The organism is Peristeroidobacter agariperforans (assembly GCF_004138335.1).
Lineage (GTDB): Bacteria > Pseudomonadota > Gammaproteobacteria > Steroidobacterales > Steroidobacteraceae > Steroidobacter > Steroidobacter agariperforans.
The window spans coordinates 1,962,135-1,980,522 of the sequence record NZ_RYFW01000001.1; the positions used below are offsets into that span (position 1 = coordinate 1,962,135).

At 62.6% G+C, this 18,388-nt stretch carries 16 protein-coding genes; 7 read left to right on the forward strand and 9 right to left on the reverse strand.

Annotated features, from left to right (window positions below; genetic code table 11):
* Window positions 1-100 precede the first annotated feature (100 nt).
* Both EK373_RS08550 and EK373_RS08555 read left to right on the forward strand, forming a co-directional pair.
* Window positions 101-757 (forward strand): hypothetical protein, encoded by a 657-nt coding sequence (locus EK373_RS08550; protein WP_129642264.1) that lies wholly within the window; start codon window positions 101-103, stop codon window positions 755-757.
* Between the two features lie 151 nt (window positions 758-908).
* Window positions 909-1,322, forward strand: a complete 414-nt coding sequence (locus tag EK373_RS08555; RefSeq protein ID WP_129642265.1) for a (deoxy)nucleoside triphosphate pyrophosphohydrolase — start codon at window positions 909-911, stop codon at window positions 1,320-1,322.
* Window positions 1,323-1,345: 23 nt separating this feature from the next.
* On the opposite strand, the gene EK373_RS08560 is transcribed toward EK373_RS08555, so the two are convergent.
* On the reverse strand, window positions 1,346-3,634 hold the full coding sequence (locus EK373_RS08560) for a S9 family peptidase (protein WP_129642266.1): 2,289 nt from the start codon (window positions 3,632-3,634) through the stop codon (window positions 1,346-1,348).
* A gap of 113 nt (window positions 3,635-3,747) precedes the next feature.
* Between EK373_RS08560 and EK373_RS08565 the strand changes: the two genes are divergently transcribed.
* On the forward strand, window positions 3,748-5,973 hold the full coding sequence (locus tag EK373_RS08565) for a prolyl oligopeptidase family serine peptidase (protein ID WP_198683156.1): 2,226 nt from the start codon (window positions 3,748-3,750) through the stop codon (window positions 5,971-5,973).
* Here EK373_RS08565 and yacG read toward each other — a convergent pair.
* Complete coding sequence (gene yacG, locus EK373_RS08570; protein WP_129642267.1) at window positions 5,970-6,164, reverse strand: DNA gyrase inhibitor YacG; 195 nt, start codon at window positions 6,162-6,164, stop codon at window positions 5,970-5,972. The genes EK373_RS08565 and yacG overlap by 4 nt on opposite strands.
* A gap of 7 nt (window positions 6,165-6,171) precedes the next feature.
* Complete coding sequence (gene zapD, locus EK373_RS08575; protein ID WP_157994276.1) at window positions 6,172-6,966, reverse strand: cell division protein ZapD; 795 nt, start codon at window positions 6,964-6,966, stop codon at window positions 6,172-6,174.
* A 201-nt stretch (window positions 6,967-7,167) separates the two neighbouring features.
* Here zapD and EK373_RS08580 point away from each other — a divergent pair, with 201 nt between their 5' ends.
* Window positions 7,168-7,899: a DUF481 domain-containing protein gene (locus EK373_RS08580; protein WP_157994277.1), complete on the forward strand. Its 732-nt coding sequence runs from the start codon at window positions 7,168-7,170 to the stop codon at window positions 7,897-7,899.
* 72 nt (window positions 7,900-7,971) lie between these two features.
* Here the strand turns inward: EK373_RS08580 and EK373_RS08585 are convergent, their stop codons facing one another.
* From EK373_RS08585 to EK373_RS08610, 6 genes are all read right to left on the reverse strand, one after another.
* Window positions 7,972-8,601: a thiol:disulfide interchange protein DsbA/DsbL gene (locus tag EK373_RS08585; protein ID WP_157994278.1), complete on the reverse strand. Its 630-nt coding sequence runs from the start codon at window positions 8,599-8,601 to the stop codon at window positions 7,972-7,974.
* 37 nt (window positions 8,602-8,638) lie between these two features.
* The gene (locus tag EK373_RS08590; protein WP_129642271.1) at window positions 8,639-9,364 is read right to left on the reverse strand and encodes an FKBP-type peptidyl-prolyl cis-trans isomerase; all 726 of its coding nucleotides are present in this window, start codon (window positions 9,362-9,364) and stop codon (window positions 8,639-8,641) included.
* 112 nt (window positions 9,365-9,476) lie between these two features.
* Entirely contained in the window at window positions 9,477-11,636 is a 2,160-nt protein-coding gene (locus tag EK373_RS08595) for a M3 family metallopeptidase (protein WP_198683157.1), read from the reverse strand.
* A 149-nt stretch (window positions 11,637-11,785) separates the two neighbouring features.
* Window positions 11,786-12,538, reverse strand: coding sequence for an HAD family hydrolase (locus tag EK373_RS08600; protein WP_129642272.1), 753 nt, complete (start codon window positions 12,536-12,538; stop codon window positions 11,786-11,788).
* A gap of 67 nt (window positions 12,539-12,605) precedes the next feature.
* Window positions 12,606-13,790 (reverse strand): DUF3089 domain-containing protein, encoded by a 1,185-nt coding sequence (locus EK373_RS08605; RefSeq protein ID WP_129642273.1) that lies wholly within the window; start codon window positions 13,788-13,790, stop codon window positions 12,606-12,608.
* Window positions 13,791-13,810: 20 nt separating this feature from the next.
* On the reverse strand, window positions 13,811-15,730 hold the full coding sequence (locus EK373_RS08610) for an outer membrane protein assembly factor BamB family protein (RefSeq protein ID WP_198683158.1): 1,920 nt from the start codon (window positions 15,728-15,730) through the stop codon (window positions 13,811-13,813).
* Between the two features lie 156 nt (window positions 15,731-15,886).
* Between EK373_RS08610 and EK373_RS08615 the strand changes: the two genes are divergently transcribed.
* From EK373_RS08615 to EK373_RS08625, 3 genes are all read left to right on the forward strand, one after another.
* A complete protein-coding gene (locus EK373_RS08615) occupies window positions 15,887-16,951 on the forward strand; it encodes a hypothetical protein (RefSeq protein ID WP_129642275.1) in 1,065 nt (354 codons plus the stop codon).
* A gap of 162 nt (window positions 16,952-17,113) precedes the next feature.
* A complete protein-coding gene (locus EK373_RS08620) occupies window positions 17,114-17,575 on the forward strand; it encodes a DUF411 domain-containing protein (RefSeq protein WP_198683159.1) in 462 nt (153 codons plus the stop codon).
* A gap of 3 nt (window positions 17,576-17,578) precedes the next feature.
* Window positions 17,579-18,379, forward strand: coding sequence for an exodeoxyribonuclease III (locus EK373_RS08625; RefSeq protein ID WP_129642276.1), 801 nt, complete (start codon window positions 17,579-17,581; stop codon window positions 18,377-18,379).
* Window positions 18,380-18,388 lie beyond the last annotated feature (9 nt).

An 18,388-nucleotide genomic window follows, 5' to 3' on the forward strand; every position in this document is an offset into this window, starting at 1 on the left:
TCGTTCGAAACCGAACGCGCCGGGTTCTCCACCCGGCGCGTTTTTATTTGTGCGTAACGAGCTATGATCGCGGCAGCGGTGGACTGGGGGCTATTCGATAATGGGGAACCGACTCGTCGTCTGCCTGTTGCTTCTGCTCGGAGCGAATGCGCTTTGCCTCGCGCTCTCGAGCGTCGCGTTCGCCTACGAGCCGGATGTGACCCAGCAGCGCGATGAGACCATCGCCGGCACTTCCGATCGTTTGATCCCGGACGGCTCCGGAAGCGTCCGCGGGCGGTGCACGCGTTGCCTCGCGGAGTTCGGTCGATATCCCTCCTCCGAGCCGGCATTGGAGTGGCAGCTCCAGCTCGAGGATGGAAAGTATGTGCTCAGCAGCTGGCGGCTGGTAAACCCGAAATCGGATGTGGATGCTCGGCAAGTCGATGTGCTGAGGTTCGAGGTCAGCAAACCGTTCGCCGAGGTCGTCTACGACGTTTGGGCGAACAACATTCTCGAAGCGCGATACACCCGACACGCGCCCTCGGCCGATGACGTGAGCTATCGGTTCCGAACGAATCTGAAAGGTGTCGGCTGGCCCAGCGCAAGAATCGGGTCTGCGAACAAAGATCTTCCGCCCAAGTGGCTGGTGGACATCGGCGAAGAGATCCTGGCGCTCGCACGCGCGCAGAGTCCGAAAGAGGCTCCGGTGCTGACGAAGCTGCGAGCGGTGAGGAAACGTTTGAACGAGTACTATCATCCGCCGCCGCCGCGGAACTGAAGCAGCCGCGCAGCGCTGGCGAAATCTTCACGCGTCTGCCTATCGCCGGCATAGCAAACATACATTGGACCCTCGATTGCTGGATCTCTAGCTTGGCGCCCGTCTCGCGCGGGTGGCGAGGCGTTTATTGAGAACGTCAATTGGAGATCCGATGTCCAAAGAGAGTGGGTTGGGAATGATTCACGTCGTCGCTGGAGCGTTGTTCGATGGGCAGGGTCGTGTCCTCATTGCACAGCGACCACCGGGCAAGCACATGGCGGGCGGTTGGGAGTTTCCCGGTGGCAAGGTCGAACCGGATGAGCCAGCCCTGGACGGATTGAAACGCGAGCTGCGAGAAGAGCTGGGGATCGAAGTCCTCGATGCGACGCCGCTGATCGCGTACGAGCACGGCTACTCGGATCGTCGAGTGCTGCTCGATCTGTGGCTCGTGTCCCGCTACACCGGCGAGGCAACGTCGCTGGAAGGGCAGCCCCTCAAATGGGTCACGCTCGATGAGCTCGAAACTGTCGGCTTGCTGGAAGCCGACCGCCCGATGATTCCGGCCCTGCGCGAAGCGCGCCGCTGAGGTCAGCGCGCGCGTTCGCATCCTCAGCTTTCGGGCGCGTTCAGCTCCCGCTCGAAGAATCTCAGCACCATCTCGTAGTAATGCCGCCCCTGCTGCGGCATCCTCACCAGCCCGTGCTTGCCGCCGGGATACGTCATCACATCGAACGGCTTGTTCAACGACTGCAGCGTCTGCATCAATCGCGTGCTGTGCGTGAATAGCACGTTGTCATCGGCCATGCCGTGCACGAGTAGCAGCGCGCCGTGGAGCGAGTCCGCGTAAGGAAGGACCGCACTGCTACGATAGCCTTCGGCATTGTTTTGCGGAGTGCCGAGATAGCGTTCGGTGTAGTGCGTGTCGTAGAGCCCCCAGTCGGTGACAGGCGCGCCAGCGACGCCGGCGCGGAAAGCTTTGGTCGTGGTCAGGCCCATCAGTGACATGTAACCGCCGTAGCTCCATCCCATGATGCCGATGCGATCGCCTGCGACGAAAGGCAGCGATTTCAAATATTCGACGCCGCGCAGCTGATCTTCGACCTCGACCTTGCCGGTGCGGCCGACGATCGCGCTCTCGAACGCATTGCCTCTGAATCCCGAACCGCGATTGTCGAGCGTCAGCACGACGAATCCGTTCTGTGCCAGCACCTGGCGGAACAAGCCTTGAGCGGCGCGCGCACCGCCCATCCAATCCTTGCGCACGTTCTGAAAGTGCGGCCCGCCATAGACATCGATGATGGCCGGGTAGCGCTTGCCGGCAACGAGGTTCGCCGGCTTCATCAATCGATAGTAGAGCTGTTGTCCATCGCTGGCCGACACCGCGCCGAACTCTTCGGCGACCTGGTTGGAAACATACGGGTGGTATGGATGAGTCGCATCGAGCGGATTCTTGAGCAACCAGTGCTGAAGCGAACCATCCGGTTTGCGCAGGCTCGCCGAAGGCGGCTGGTTTGGCGAGGAGTGCAGATCGAGATAGCCACGACCGCCCGGCAGCAGCTTCGCATCGTGCCAGCCGGCCTCTCGAGACACGCGCGTGACGTTGCTCGAAGTGTCTTTGCTCAGCGAGCTCCAGTACAAATGCCGTTCGAGCGGTGAATCCTTCGAGCCCAGGAAATACACGCGGCCGGCGGCTTCATCGACGCCAACCAGGCCATTCTCGGAGCCGTCGCCAACGACCATCCACTCGCCGGCGGTCAGCGGATGCAGCAGCTTGCCGTCGAGATCGTACAGATACAAATGTTTGTAACCGGAGCGTCGGGAGCTCCAGATGAACTGCGGCTTGGACTGCAGGAACTTGAAGTCATCGCTCAGCTCGACCCAGTGCGGGTTCGTTTCGGTGAGCAGCACGCGAGCTGCGCCGCTCGCGATGTCGATCTTCAGCAGCTCGAGTTTTTTCTGATCGCGCGTCTGGCGCTGTACGGCGAGCGACTTCGAGTCCGGGAACCATTTGACGCGCGGCAGATAGCCGTCGCCCAGGCCGAGCTCGATATCTTTGATGTTCGAATTCGCGAGCGTGACGACTTGCAACTCGACTTTGGTGTTGGCAGTGCCGGCGGCAGGATAGCGCTGACGAAACATGCGAGCGCCATCGGCGTTGATCTCGAAGCGTTCGACCTCCTGGACCGGGGTATCGTCGATGCGAGTGAACGCGATGTGCGAATCGTCAGGCGACCACCAGTAGCCGGTGTCCCGCCCCATCTCTTCCTGCGCGACGAATTCGGCCACGCCGTATTGCACCAGGCCGGCGCCGTCGGTCGTGATGGCCTGCTCCTGCTTCGTGTGCAAATCGATCACGAACAGGTTTTGATCGCGAATGAAACTGACGTAGCGGCCGGCGGGCGAGAGCTTCGCGTCGGTCTCGTAAGAGGCGCTGTGCGTAAGGCGAGTGACCGGCTCGCTCTTCGAATCCAGGTCGTACAGATACAAATCGCCGCCCAGCGGAATCAGCAGACGTTTGCCATCGCTGGAGAATTCGTACTCGACGATGCCGCGCAGCGAGGCGGTGCGCTGCCGTTCGCGCCGGGCCTCTTCTTCGGCCGAGAGCTTTTCGTCGTCGCCGACCAGCTTGCGAGAATCGACCAGCACGCGGGCCGCGCCGTTACGGGTGTCGAAGGCCCACAGATCGAGCTGATCCTTGTTGTCGGCCTTGCCCTGCAGATAGGTGACGTAGCGGCCGTCGGGCGAGAACTTCGGCTCGCGTAGCCGAGGTCCGGCGAGATCGGGATCCGCGAAAATACGGGCGACGGTCAAGGGTTCGGCGTGGCTGGATTGGCTGGACAAGCAGAGGCCCATCAGGCAGGTCGCAAGGATCGCGACATTGGTCGTTGTATACCGCATGAGAGTTGCGCCGGAAATGGAATGACGACGTTACACTAAGCCACGCTCCAAGGCAGGAGCCGGGCGCCCCATCGCGCCCACCCCGTCATCTTAAAGTGTCGAGCGAGAGAACCATGCAAAGGAAGATTCAGCTGCTATTGCCCGCCTTGCTGTTGCTCGGCGCCTGCGGCGTGGAGCCGGCCAAACAAGCGTCCGGCGATCCCGCGCCCTTGACCGCCAGCACGTCCGCAACGCCCAACGCCTCGATGAACCCGGCCCTCAAGTATCCAGCAACACGACGCATCGAGCATATCGACACGTACCATGGCACGCAGGTTGCCGATCCCTACCGCTGGCTGGAGCAGGCCGACAGCCCCGACACCAAGAGCTGGATCCAGGCGCAGAACGCGCTCGCCCAGCCGTATCTCGAATCCATCCCGGCGCGAGAACGGATCAAGCAGCGCATGACGCAGCTGTGGAACTACGAGCGCTACGACGTTCCGCTCAAGCGCGGCAAACGTTACTTCTATCTGCGCAACGACGGTCTGCAAAATCAGAGCGTGCTCTACATGACCGAGCGGCTCGATGCGCAGCCGCGCGTGCTGCTCGATCCCAACCAGTTCAGCAAGGACGCGACGGTTGCGCTGGGCGAGTTCGTGCCGAGCCCCGACGGGCGCATCGTTGCATACAGCCTTTCCGACGGCGGCACCGATTGGCGGACGTGGCACTTCCGCGACGTCGAGACCGGCAAGGATCTGCCCGACGTACTGCGCTTCATCAAGTTCGTGCCGGTGGCGTGGACGGCGGATTCCAAGTCCGTTTATTACGCGCGCTTCCCGGTGAAGGCGGATGGCCAGGGCGACGATAGCAAACAGCGTGAAGTGTACTGGCACAAGCTCGGCGCCGACGTCGGCAAAGACCCGCTGATCTTCAAAGTCACCGATCATCCAACCCGCAATCCGTACGTGCAGATCTCGGACGACGGCCGTTACGTGATCTTCTGGCTGTACGACGGCTCGCAGTCCACCGGTATTTATTATCGAAAGCTTGGCGCTGATGGTGCGCCGGTCGGAGAGACCGTGCGGCTGATCGACAGTTTCGACGCGAGCTATCAGTTCATCGCCGAGATCGACGATGTTTTCTATATCCGCAGCAACTCGGGCGCGCCAAACGCGCAAGTAGTGGCGATGCCGGTGACGGGCAAGAAGGAAACTCGCGTCGTCGTGCCCGCTGGGCCGTTCTCGGCGGATGAGGTTTCCATCGTCGGGCGCCGCATCATCGTGCGCTATCTGCAGGATGCGTACTCGCTGGTGCGCGTGTTCGATCTGGACGGCAAGGTTCAGTACGACGTGAAGTTGCCGGGCCTCGGCACGGCGCAGGGCTTCGAAGGCGGCGTAGATGACAACGAAACCTTCTTTGCTTACGCGGATTTTCTGACGCCGATGTCGATCTCGCGCCTGGATCTCGCCACCGGCGAGACCGAAGTGTTCCGCGCGCCGAAGCTGGCCGCGGACACCAGCCAGTTCGTCGTCAAGCAGGTGTTCTACAAGAGCAAGGACGGCACCAAGGTGCCGATGTTCATCGCGCACAAGAAGGACCTGGCGCTGACCGGGCAGAACTTCGTGCAGCTCTACGGGTATGGCGGTTTCAACATCGCGCAGCAGCCGTCGTTCAGCGTGCCGGTGCTGGTGTGGCTGGAAATGGGCGGCGTCTATGCGGTGGCCAATCTGCGCGGTGGCTCGGAATACGGCGAGGCCTGGCACGAAGCCGGCACCAAGCTGCAGAAGCAGAATGTGTTCGACGATTTCATCGCCGCGGCGGAGTATCTGGTGGCCGAGAAGTACACCTCGGCCGCGAAGATTGCCATTCGCGGGCGCAGTAACGGCGGCTTGCTGGTCGGCGCAGCGCTGACACAACGTCCGGATTTATTCGGCGCAGCGCTGCCGGCCGTCGGCGTGCTCGACATGCTTCGCTACCACACCCCTAGCGCCAATGCGCGCCAGTGGTCGAGCGATTACGGGCTCAGCGAGAACGAAGCGGAATTCCGGGCGCAATTGGCGTACTCGCCGCTGCACAACGTTCACAAGGTCTGTTATCCGCCGACGCTGGTGACCACTGCGGATCGCGACGATCGAGTCGTGCCCTGGCACAGCTACAAGTTCGCGGCGACGCTGCAGGCGGCGCAGAGCTGCGCGAACCCGGTGATGCTGCGAGTGGAGACCCGGGCCGGCCATGGCGCTGGCAAGCCAGTGTGGATGCAGATCGAGGACTACGCCGACCAGTGGGCGTTCCTGGTCAAGTCACTGCACATGGAGCAGCCGGGGCTGCTGTCCCAGCGCGCCGGTGCGGGGGCGGACTAGTCGTCGTCCTGGCCGCCGCCGCGTTTCGGGCCATCCTCGGTTTCGATGATCTCGCCGGGGATGGCGTGCTTCTCGGCGGCCCAGGCGCCCAGGTCGATGAGCTTGCAGCGCTCGCTGCAGAAGGGACGCCAACGGGAGGCTTCCGTCCACTCCACGGGACGGTCGCAGGTGGGGCAACGGACCACGGTCATGACAGGCTCAAGTACAGACGGTGAGCTGGAACTGCACATCCTCTGTGGTCTGAACTGGCCGCGAATTCACATCGTTCCACGACAGGAAACGGATGCTGCAGCGATGGTGGCTGCCGCTGATCTCCGGGAACAGCTGGGTGCCGGCCGGCAGCGCCAGACGTAACAGCTGACAGGGATTTTCCCGCTCGAACGCGATCTGGAAGGTGCCGCCGGTCGCGACTTCGGGTCGGGGCCGCGCCGCCTCACGCGTCAGCCAGAGCAACTCGGTGACGGCATCGCACAGCGGCCGGATGGTGGACATCCAGTCGCCGAATGCCTTGGAGCGCATCGCGAACGGCTGATCCAGCCAGTGTCGGTAGTCGGGCAGGTCGAACTCGCAGGTGCCGCCGGGGATGGTGCTGCGATGCTTGATCGAATTGAGGAATTCCGAGTCGCGCAGCCGCTGCATGAACAGCGCGCCCACCGAATTGAGCTCGGTCCTTAGCCGCGTCAGATTGCTCAGCACGGCCTTGAGGCGCGAATTGTCCACGCCGGCGCGGCTGGCGTAGTCGTGCATCACCGCCATCTGCCGCTCGAGATCCTTCAGCACTTCGCTGCGAATGTCGCCGCGCGCCGTAATTGCCAGGATTTCCAGCAGCGCGCTCATGGCGGCGCGGGTCGACCACGGGTCTTCGCGCTCTTCGTGGAACAGCGCCTGCTGATACAAAAAGTCCAGTCGCAAAAAGGTACGCATCCGCTCATTGAGCGGCTGCTCATAGACGGGGCCGGTCGGGGCGGCGCGTAGGCTATCGGACGAGGTCATCCTGTGGATTGTGAAGCACTGGCCGGCAGTTGAGAAACCCTTTTTGATTCGGCCGTGGCCGGCTGGCGGATGCGTCGGCAGCGAGCGACGGGGAACTCGCTGCGGAGTTGGAAGCATTTACGTATTCTGCTTCCATATTGCGCCCGCTATTTTCCCGCGTTCGTTCGTGGGGCGGGCGCTTTTGTTTACGGAGTTCTATTGATGCGACGATTGTTTTTCGCGGCCACGGTATTGGCCGCCGCGCTGCCGGCGCATGCGGAGTGGACCGGCAAATCCGAAGCAGGCCTGGTGATTGCGAGCGGCAATACCAACACCGAGACCGCCAACGCCAGGCTCAACATGAAGTACGAGACCGAGCAGTGGAAGAACTTGATTGGCGGCGCCGCGCTCTATGCGTCCGACGAGAGCGGCAAGACCGCGAACCGCTGGGAAACGTTCGGCGAGCTCGGCTGGAAATTCACCGAGCGCAATTTCGTGTTCGGCGCCGGCCGTTACGAAGAGGACGAGTTCAGCGGCTTCGAATACCAGGCCACCCTGTCGGGCGGCGTGGGCCGCCGCTTCCTCGACAACCCGACCACGACCATGGTCGGCACACTCGGCGCCGGTTACAAGTTCGTGGAGACACGCGACGCCTTTGACGAGGAGACCGGCGCGCTGCTCGAGGAAGGCAGCAGCAGCAGTGAAGTGGTGTTCCGAAGCACGCTCGACTTCGAGCACAAGTTCACGGCCACGACGTCGCTGGTCGACAAGTTCATCGTCGAATCCGGCGCGGAAAACACGTTCGTGCAGAACGATATTTCGCTGCAGGTGAAGATGACCGACGTGCTGGCGCTGGCGGTGGGCTACGGGGTGCGCCACAACTCGAACCCACCGGTGGAGTTCAAGAAGACCGATACGTTGACGACGATCAACCTCGTGTACGACATCAAATAACAGCCTCATGCCGCCTGCCTTCGGCAGGGGCGAGGCAGGGCGGTCCTCGTTGCGAGGACCGCCCGCTGACGATCAATTCGCGGTCTCTTGCTCCACCAGCTCGCGGGTGATGCGCAGCATGTCCGGGAAGTCTTTGCCGATCGCGCGGTATTTGCCGGCGACCGTCAGGGTCGGCACGCCGTTGATCTTGTAGTCGCGCGACAGCTGGTCCGCGCGCATCGCTTTAGCGCTGATTTCCGGTGAAGTGAACTGCGCGCGGAATTTGCTCGCATCGATGCCGTTCTCGGCGGCCCAGCCGACGAGCGAATCGAGATCGAACAACTGCTGGTGTTTGGCATGGATCGCGTCGAACAGCTTCGCATCGAGCCGTTCCAGTTCGCCGAGCGCCTCGAGCGTGTAGTAAGCGCGCACCAGCTGGCCCCACTCGCGGCGGCCGAACGAGACCGGCACTTTGATCAGCACCGCATTGGCCGGCAGCTCGGTCTTGTGCCATTGGGTCAGCAGCGGGCTGAGGTGATAGCAGTGCGGACAGCCGTACGAGAAGAACTCGATCACTTCCACTTTGCCGACGGTGGTCGGCGCCTGCGGCGGATTGATCAAGCTGTAATCGGTGCCCTGCGCCGGCGCTGCCTGCGCCGGCGTGAGCGACAACGGAGCTGCGACTGACAGGAACAGCGCGAACAAGAGCCGGGCTGCGGTCACGATGGTTCTCCCCGATGTTTGCTAAGCCGATGATCGATTACTTGGCGGGCGCAGGCTCAGCCGCCGGCGGCGCCTCGATGCCGAGCAGCTCCACGTCGAAGATCAGCGTCGCGCCCGGGCCGATATCCGGCGGCGCGCCGCGATCGCCGTAGGCGATGGCAGCCGGGCACACCAGCTTGCTCTTGCCGCCCACCTTCATCAGCTGCACGCCTTCGGTCCAGCAGGGGATCACACCGTTCAGCGGGAACGTCGCCGGCTCGCCGCGCTCAACCGAGCTGTCGAACACTTTGCCGTTCGGCAGCGTGCCGTGGTAGTGCACCTTGACGGTGTCGGTGGCCTGCGGCGACGCGCCGGTGCCTTCTTTGACGGTAGTGATGACCAGGCCGGAGTCGAGGCGCTTTGCGCCCGGTTCGGCAGCGGCCTTGTCGAGCGCCACTTGCGCGACGGCGGCAATGCGCTGGCTCTGCAATTCACGCAGGCGCGGAATGTAGGTCTGCACATCGACCTGCGACGGCTTGCCGAGCGCGCCATCGGTGAAGCCCTGCTTGACCTTCTCCAGCTCTGCCGGCGTGAAGTTGAACGACGCAATGTTTTGCGACACGGCTACGCCCAGCGCATAAAACGCTTTGTCGTCGTCGCTGCCGGCCAGCGGCGCAGAGGTGGTTGCCCGGCCCGCGTCCGCCGCTTTGGGGTCCTTGGCGTATAGCTTGACCGCCGCCACGAACACCAAAAATCCGACCGCTGCTATCAGAAACGCGCGCATGGGAGTCCTTGTCCGGCAGAAAAAAGGGCGGCCAGCATACAGCATCGGCCGCCCCTTTCGCCTTGTTTACCGCTGTCTTACAGCGGCGACGCTACCCGATTCAGGTAGCGGGCTATTCGGCCCCACCGGTCAGGCCACGGGCTTCCAGCAGCGGCCCGATCTCGGGCGACTTGCCGTAGAAATCCCGGAAGATCGTCAGCGCATCCGCACTGAAGCCCTTGGACAACACCTTGGAGCGCAGCAGGTCGCCGTTCTCGCGCTTCAGGCCGCCGTGCGTCTTGAACCAGTGCTCCGTGTCACGCGCCAGCACTTCACTCCAGATGTAGGCGTAGTACCCGGCCGAATAGCCGATCGGGCTGGAGAAGATGTGCAGGAAATAAGTCGAGCGATAGCGCGGCGGCACCGGCGCAAAGTCCACCTGTGCCGACTTCAATGCATTCGCCTCGAAAGCGGCAATATCGCTCGCCGCGGGGGTCTTGCCGGGCGCCAGCTGGTGATAGCGCTGATCGAGGATGGCCGCGGCCAGGTATTCCGTCGTCGCGTAGCCCTGATTGAATTTTTGAGCGGCGAGCACCTTGTCCATTAGCGCCTTCGGCATGGACGCGCCGGTTTGATGATGCTTGGCGTAGTTCGCCAGCACGCGCGGCTCGGTGGCCCACATTTCGTTGTACTGCGAGGGATATTCCACGAAGTCGCGCGGCACGTTGGTACCGGAGAACTGCGGGTACTGCACGCTCGAGAACAGGCCGTGGATGGCGTGGCCGAACTCGTGGAACGTCGTGGTCACCTCGTCCCAGGTCAGCAGCGTCGGCTGGCCCGCCGGCGGCTTGGGAATGTTCAGCGTGTTGGTGACGACCGGCTTGTTGCCGAACAGTCGTGACTGCTCGACGAAGCTGTTCATCCATGCGCCGCCGCGTTTGTTGCTGCGGGCGTAGGGATCGAACAGGAACAGGCCGAGCTGCGAACCGTCGCGGTCGGTCACTTCGAACACGCGCACGTCTTCCTGGTAGATGGGCAGATCTTTGCGCTCGGTGAACTTCAGGCCGTACAACTCCTGCGCGGCGAACAGCACGCCGTCGACGAGCACGCGATTCAACTCGAAGTACGGGCGCACCTGCGCGTCGTCATAGGCGTATTTCCTGGCGCGCACTTGCTCGGCGTAAAAGTCCCAATCCCACGCCTGCAGCTGGAAGCTCGGCGTGCCGTTGGCCTTGGCCTGCTCATCGATGAGCTGCTGCATGTCGGCGGCTTCGCGCTTCGCGTTGGCGACGGCCGCGGGCGCCAATTGGTTCAACATGCCGTTGACGGCTTCGGCCGTCAGTGCTGTTTCATCTTCCAGCACATAGGCCGCGTGGGTCGGATAGCCCAGCAGCTTGGCGCGGTCGGCACGCAGCTTGACGATGTCGGCGATCAACTTGGTGGTGTCGAACTCGCCGCTCCAACCGCGACCGGCGGACGCTTTATACAAGCGCTCGCGCACAGCGCGGTTCTTCAATTGAGCGAGCGGCGGCTGACCGGTCGTGTTGAGCAGCGTCAGCACGTACTTGCCTTCCTTGCCGCGCGTTTTTGCCGCTTCGGCGGCGGTGGCGATCTGCGCATCGCTCAGGCCGTCCAGTTCTGCCTTCGTATCGACGACGACCGCAGCCGCGTTATCGCCCTTGAGCACGAGCTGCCGAAATTCCGTGGTCTTCGACGAGATCTTCTCATTGAGCGCGCGCAGCTCTTGCTTCTGCGCGTCTGAGAGATTCGCACCGGCGCGCACGAAGTTGGTGTGATAGCGCTCCAGCAGTCGCAGCGATTCCGGATCGAGCTTGAGCGACTGGCGCTGGTCGTAGAGCTTTTTCACTCGTGCGAACAGGGCGGCGTCGAGATAGATGCCGTCCGAGTGCGCCGACAGCTTCGGCGCCATGTCGGTCTGCGCTTTTTCGATATCCGGATTGGTGTTGGACGAGCTGAGCGCGAAGAACACCGTGGCGGCCCTATTCAGCATCTGGCCCGAGCGCTCCAGCGCGACGATGGTGTTCTCGAACGTCGGCGCGGCCTTGTTGTTGACGATCTCGGCGACTTCCTGGCGCTGCTCGGCCATGCCGGCTTCCATGGCCGGCACATAGTGCTCGTTCTTGATCTTGTCGAGCGGCGGCCACTTGAAGGGCAGCGTGCTTTCGCGGGCAAACGGATTGTCCGGCGAGAGGGCAGGGGCGGCGATCGCGTTCATGGTCATGGTTCCGAGCGCCGCGGTTAACAGTGCGGCGGCGAGCTTGCTGGTTGACATAGTGAGCTTCGGTGTCCGGCGAGACGGCCAGGGTTACAAATGCGCGCCCATTCATCAAGCACGATGCGCCGACCAGAGTCGCGCCCACGCCGAAAGCTCACGGCTAGCGGATGTATACAAGCGAATCGTGGTATTTCAATGGGCCCGCTTCAATGCGGGCTGGGTGCGGGTTGCCAGGCGTGCGGACTCTTGCCGGCCTCGATGTGGCGGCGGCGTCGCGCCGGTTCGCGGGCGGCGAGGTCGTCCAGAAGCATCTCCTCGATGAGTTGCGTCACGCCCGGGCCGTGCGTTGCCTTCGTCACGAAGTCTGCCGCCTCTTGCAAGGCCGGCAGCGCATTCGCGACCGCCACCGCGCATTCGCAGATACCGAGAAACGCATGATCGTTTTCCGCATCGCCGACGCCGACGATGTTGTGTTCGGAGAGCTTCAGCTCTTTGAGGGCGGCCTTCAGGCCCGTGGCCTTGTTGACGCCGGAGGGAAGGATCATCACCGCGCCTTTGTTGAATATCACCTGCAGCTCGAGGCCGAGATCGCGGATCACTTCGAGTGCAACCTCCTCATAGGGCTCGCGCGTGGCAACGATCGTGCGCCCGACGCTCAGAGGAAAGACGCCGCGTCGCTGCAGCGCTGCTACGAATTCCGGCAGCGGCGGCTCGCACAAGGGCTTTTGTTCTTTGGTCGCAGGGTCGTAGAGCAGGGCGCCGTTCTCGGCGACCACCAGGTCGAACAAATCCAGGCGCGGGAATACCGAAACGAGCTCGGCCAGCTCGCGACCCGTGACCATGATGAGCTTGCGGCCCGACTCGCGTAGTCGCGCCAAGGCATCGATGGTGGGCAGGTCGACGACGCCATGGCGCGCGATGGTGCCGTCGTAGTCAGTGCACAACGCGAGGTAACGCATGGTCGACGAACGCGGCGGGGGAATTTTCGGTTCCGTCCGCCGCGTGTAAGCAATTCACGGCAGCCGTTTATTTCTTGAGGTACGCCTTCGACTGCTGCGCAACTACGTCGACCAGGTTGCCCATCGCGACGTGCGCGTCGATCAAGTGCAGGCCCCAATCCTTCATCACGTTGCCGCCGGCGACGACATCGCCAGGGATCTCATCGGTGCGCGGATCCGAGGGATTCCCGTTCGTAGTGATCGCGAGATACGAGCCGCTATCGTTGCTCACACATTCGCCCGTCAGCAATCCAGGCAAGCTCACAAACGGCGTTTCGATCTTCGCACCGGTCACCCACGGCTTGGGCTGCGCAGACTCCGTGCTCACACCGTTGAAGCCGCTCGACAGATACGCATGCATCTCGGCCTTGCCGCCTTGCGGCGCTGCCGGGTTGACGCACGCAGCCTGCATTCCTTCCGTCGGCACACGACCGAAGCGTGAGTTCGCGGGCGGCGGCACGTCGCTGCGGAAAGTCACATACGAAATCACGCAGCCGAGCTGAGAGGCAGAGCGGCACAGCGGCATGCTCTGGAACGAGCCGCCCACATCCTCGCCCTTCGGTACGGCGATGTTCGTTCCCAGCAGCAGCGCCGAGAGCACCTTCGATTGAATCGGCTTGCCGTCGATCTCGTTCTTGATCAGCTGAGTCAGCATGCCCGAGCCCTGCGAGTGACCGATGAGCACGACGCCGCGGCCCTTGTTGTCGTTCTGGAGATAGTAGTTCCAGGCATCGAGGACGTCGTTGTAACCGAGCTTGCGATCGGCGGGAAAGCCGCCGCCGCTCGCCATCGCTGCCCGCAGCGCCTTCAACGTGATCTGTCGATAGAGCGGCGCATACAGCTTGCACTGAGAGCCGAAGCGAGCGAACTGCGCACGCACGACACTGTTCTCTTCCGGGCCCGCGTTCATGTCGCTGTTCGGCGTGGGATCGTTCGACACGGTCGGATACACGTAGAAACAATCGATCGGGGCGTTCGCATTCGCTTTGAACGCCGCTTTCGTGAGCTTCCCGTCCGCCGCGATCACCGTCGTCGTGAGATCGACTGTGCAAGAGTCCTGGCGTCCCGGGCGGCACAGCCACGTTTCGGGCTTGCTGTAGTCGTTGGCGGCCGGGGGCACGCTCTCGGGCGGTGCGGACGACTGCGCGAACGCTGACCCTCCGAGCAGCAGGCCGCAGGCAGCGATCGAAACTCGAATGATGCTGTTGGTCATGATGGTCCCCCTATGAAAACTCAGCGGGTTCTTGCCTTCGGACGAAACGCCAGCAGCACGTTGCCGGGCGGCTGGCGGAAGCCGCCGTAGCCCGACGCCACGAACAACATGCCGCTGCCGGCGAACACCGAATGCGAGTCGATGCCGCCTCCTTGCCCTTTGACGCCGTTGAGCGTCGTGAAATCTCGCAGCGTGTCGTATTGCCAGACGATGTCGCCGGTTGCTGCGTCGAAAATATAGATGCGCCCATCGAGCGCACCGGCGACCACCGACTTGTCGATCACGAGCGGCGCGGCCGACAAACCATATTTCTCGCCGCACAAGTTGAAGCGAGCTTTACGCTCGTCGCTGCAATCCGCGGTGACGGGCCTGCGCCACAGGACTTTGCCGGTGTCGATGTCGATGGCATTCATGCCCGGCTCCGGCACGTAGTCTTTGAACTCGGGGAAGTGCGGATCGTTGATCGGCGCGAACACGCGATATTCGCTGTCGATGGCAATACCCCAGTGCACGCCGCCGAGCGCGCTGCCGTCGCCGAATGTTTGCCGCCACAGCAGTTTGCCCTTCTGCTCGGGATCCAGTGCCCAGACATCGCCGGACTTCTGTCCCGCGAGCACGACGTCGCTGCCATCGCGCTTCTTTGTGAGCACGGCGCCGGCGCCGAAGTCGTAGTCCTTCAGCACGCTGTCGGCCGGGCTCGGGCAATTCGGTCCGGACTGTGCCGGATCCGGGCGACAGGCGAGATTCCAAACATCATTTGCGAGCGCCTGAAAGGTCCATTTCAGATGGCCGGTGGCAAGGTCGATCGCGAGCACCGCATCGCTGGTCGGCGTAGCGGGCAGCGAAGTGTTCTGTCCCGTGGTCGCATAGATCAGCCCGCGTTCGGCGTCGATCGAAGGTGTCGACCAGATAGGTGCGCCCGACGGGCCGCGCAACTTCACACCCGTCGCACTGGTCTTGCCGGTGTATTGCGCGTCTTCCATCGTGTGCGCGACCCAGAGTTGTTTGCCGGTCGCGGCATCGAGTGCGACGACCGCGCCGTGGCCGACGCAGCACTCGAACTTCGGATTCGCGCCGCTGCCGACGCCCGACGAGGACACCGGCACGATGATGCGATCTTTGTAGAGAACAGGAGCGCCGGTGATGTTGCCGCTCGCATCGTGACGGCCGTTTGCTTTCCAGATGCGCTCGCCGGTCTGCGCATCCACTACGTGCACTTGAGCCTGCTGATCGGCAAGAATCAGCGCTTGGCGAGAACCGATAGCGCCGAACGACACCGAGCTGCGCACCGCGACGCCGACGTCATAAACCCACTTCGCGCACGCCTTCTCGATGTCCAGCGCGAGCAGCTTGCCGCTCTGAGCCGGCGCATAAAACATCGTCGAGCCGACGATCACCGGCGATGAGCGCAGCGACGTCGTCTTCGGGAACCCGATGGCCCACGCCAGTTCCAGCTCGGGCAATTGTTTGCTGCTGAGTCCGGCCTGTTTGGCGCTTAAGCGCCGGCTGTTGTTGTGATCGACGCCAAACATGGTCAGCGCGGGACTGGTTTGCAAATTCACGCTGCGCCGATCGGGGCTGCACATCATCGCGGCAGTCCAATTCGTGTCTTCTTCCGGGGCCGCGAGATATTCGATGAGCTGCGGCATCTTCTCTTTGGGAACGATCGAGCCTTGCTGTTGCATCACTCCCGTCGTGAGTGCGAGACGCAGCGACTGCGCGCTCATCAATTGCAGCGCTGACAACGCAGGGGCGCGAGTGCCTGGAATGTTATGGCAGGCCGCGCAGTACGTTTCATATACCTGGTGGCCGGGAAGATTGGCGCGAGGATCAGGTGCAGGGGCTTCGGCCGCCATCGCGAACTGGTTGACGACAAGACCCAAAGCAAGTGCCGTCGCAACGCGCGCGAAAGCCTTGCGACACAGTGAATGCTCGCTCATGAACCACGCTGGCATGTGAATCCCCCATGCTTGTTTACCGGATTCGACCGGGGCGCCGTAAAAAGAAAAGTCAAAGCGGGGCGCACGCGATTGTCTCGTTGCGCCTCATCCATAACACTGCGCGGGCGTTGCATGAGTGACGCGAGTGGGGGAGCTATGAAATATCGTTCGTCGAGTGCCCGCGTTCTGTTGGGCAGTATTCTGTCGGTCGTTTGTGTCGTCAGCGCATCTGCCGCAGGGTGGAAAGTGCCGCGCACTCCGGATGGCAAGCCGGACCTGCAGGGCAACTGGACCAATGCGACGCTCACACAGTTGGAGCGCTCGCCGGCGCAGGGCGATCGCAAAGCGCTGACCGCCGAAGAGGCGCAGAAGATCGAAGGCGCCGCCGCGGAGCACGTCGAAGAGAACGCCAAGCCCACCGATCCGAAGCTGGGCATTCAGGATCTGCCCAAGGATTGCGGCTACGGTTTCAGCGGCACCAATTGCGGTTACAACAATTTCTGGGTGGATCGCGGCACGCAGGTGATTCGCATCAACGGTGAGCCGCGCAGCTCGATCATCACCGAGCCGGCGAACGGCCGCATTCCTCCCATGACGCCCGCTGCAGGCAAAGAAGCAGCGGCGCGCGTGGCTGCTTTCCGCAAAGGCGCGGGGCCGGTCGATGGTCCCGAGCTGCGTTCGCTCGGTGAGCGCTGTCTGACTTCGTTCGGCTCGAGCGCCGGACCGCCGATGCTGCCGCTCATGTACAACAACACGTATTCGATCGTGCAGACGCCGGACACGGTGATGATCCTGGTCGAGATGATTCACGACGCGCGCGTGGTGCGCATCGGCGGCAAGCACGTGCCGAACAGTGTGAAGAAGTGGTACGGCGATTCCATCGGCCGCTGGGAAGGCGACACGCTGGTGGTCGAGACGACCAACTTCCATCCGATGCAGACGTTCCGCGGTCTCGGGCCGGATCGCAAAGTCACCGAGCGCTTCACTCGTATCTCGGCCGATCAGATCCTGTATCAGTTCAAGGTGGAAGATCCGGCGCTCACTCAACCCTTCGCCGGCGAGCTGCCGATGAATGCGACGCCGGACCTCATGTACGAGTACGCCTGCCACGAAGGCAACTACGCGCTGCCGGGCATCCTGGCCGGTGCGCGTGAAGAGGAACGTCAAGCTGCCGGCAAGACGGTCAAGCAGGACGAGGCGGACAACGACAAAGGCGAGTAATCCAAGCGACGGCCCGAAACCAGTCAAAGCCTGGCTGGATGCAAGCGTAAGCGCTTGTCGTTTGGCAAGACTGGTCAGTTCCTCGGGTCGCGGTCATCATTGGGGCGGAGTCTGCGTGGCAGGCTCCGCCTTCAATCGTTTTCGGCCGTCCCGGAGATCGCCATGAATCGTCGCCAGGCTTTGCTTGGGCTGGTTGCCTTGCCCGCGGTGGCACAAATTGCTTCGGCTGCCGCCGCGCCCGTCGTGGTCGTGAACAAGACGCCTACCTGCGGCTGCTGCGGTCTTTGGGTGAAGCATGTGCAGGCGGCGGGGTTCGCCGTTCAGGTGCACGACCTCGAGAATCTATCGCCCATCAAGGAGCGCGTCGGCGTGCCGTACGGCATGGGTTCCTGTCACACGGCCGAAGTCGGCGGCTATTTCATCGAAGGCCACGTGCCGGCGCAGGACATCAAGCGGCTGCTGAGTGAAAAACCGGCGGCGAAGGGCCTGACCGTGCCGGGCATGCCGGCCGGATCGCCCGGCATGGAAGTGCCGTCGGGCCGCGTCGATCGCTACGACGTGCTGCTGGTCGACAAGGAAGGCAAGACTTCGGTGTTTGCAACTCATGGCGGCGATCAGAAATAACAAATGAAATTCTATTCGTGGAACGTCAACGGCATCCGCGCCGTCGTGAAGAAAGGAACGTTTCAGACGTTCGTGAAAGAGCACAAGCCCGACATCCTGTGCCTGCAGGAAACCAAGGCCGAGCGCGGCCAGGCGGAGGTCGATCTCGCCGGTTATCACGAGTATTGGAATTCGGCGGTCAAGAAGGGCTACTCGGGCACGGCGATTTTTTCCAAGCGCGAGCCGCTCGATGTGATCAACGGCTTTCCCAAGGACTTCGCCAAGAAGTTCTCGTTCGCCGATGAGCTCAAGCGCGACGCCAACGAAGAAGGCCGCGTCATCACCGCGGAGTTCGATAAGTTTTTCGTGGTCACGGTGTACACGCCGAACGCCAAGGACGATCTGAGCCGGCTGCCGTTGCGGCACAAACATTGGGATCCGGCGTTCCTGGCGTATCTCAAGCAGCTCGAAAAGAAGAAGCCGGTGCTGTTCTGTGGCGACCTCAACGTGGCGCACACCGAGCTGGACCTGGCGAATCCCAAGCCGAACCGCGGCAAGAAAGGTTTCACCGAAGAGGAGCGCGAAGGCTTCCAGAATTTCCTCGACGCCGGCTTCGTCGACACCTTCCGCATGTTCACGGAAGGCAACGGCCATTATTCGTGGTGGAGCAATTTCTCCAATGCCCGCGCGCGCAATGTGGGATGGAGGATCGATTACTGGCTGGTGTCGGAGAAGCTGCGCAAGCAGGTGAAAAAGGCCGAGATCCACACCGACGTGATGGGCAGCGATCACTGCCCGGTCAGCGTGACCGTGAATATCGACTAGGTTGATCCT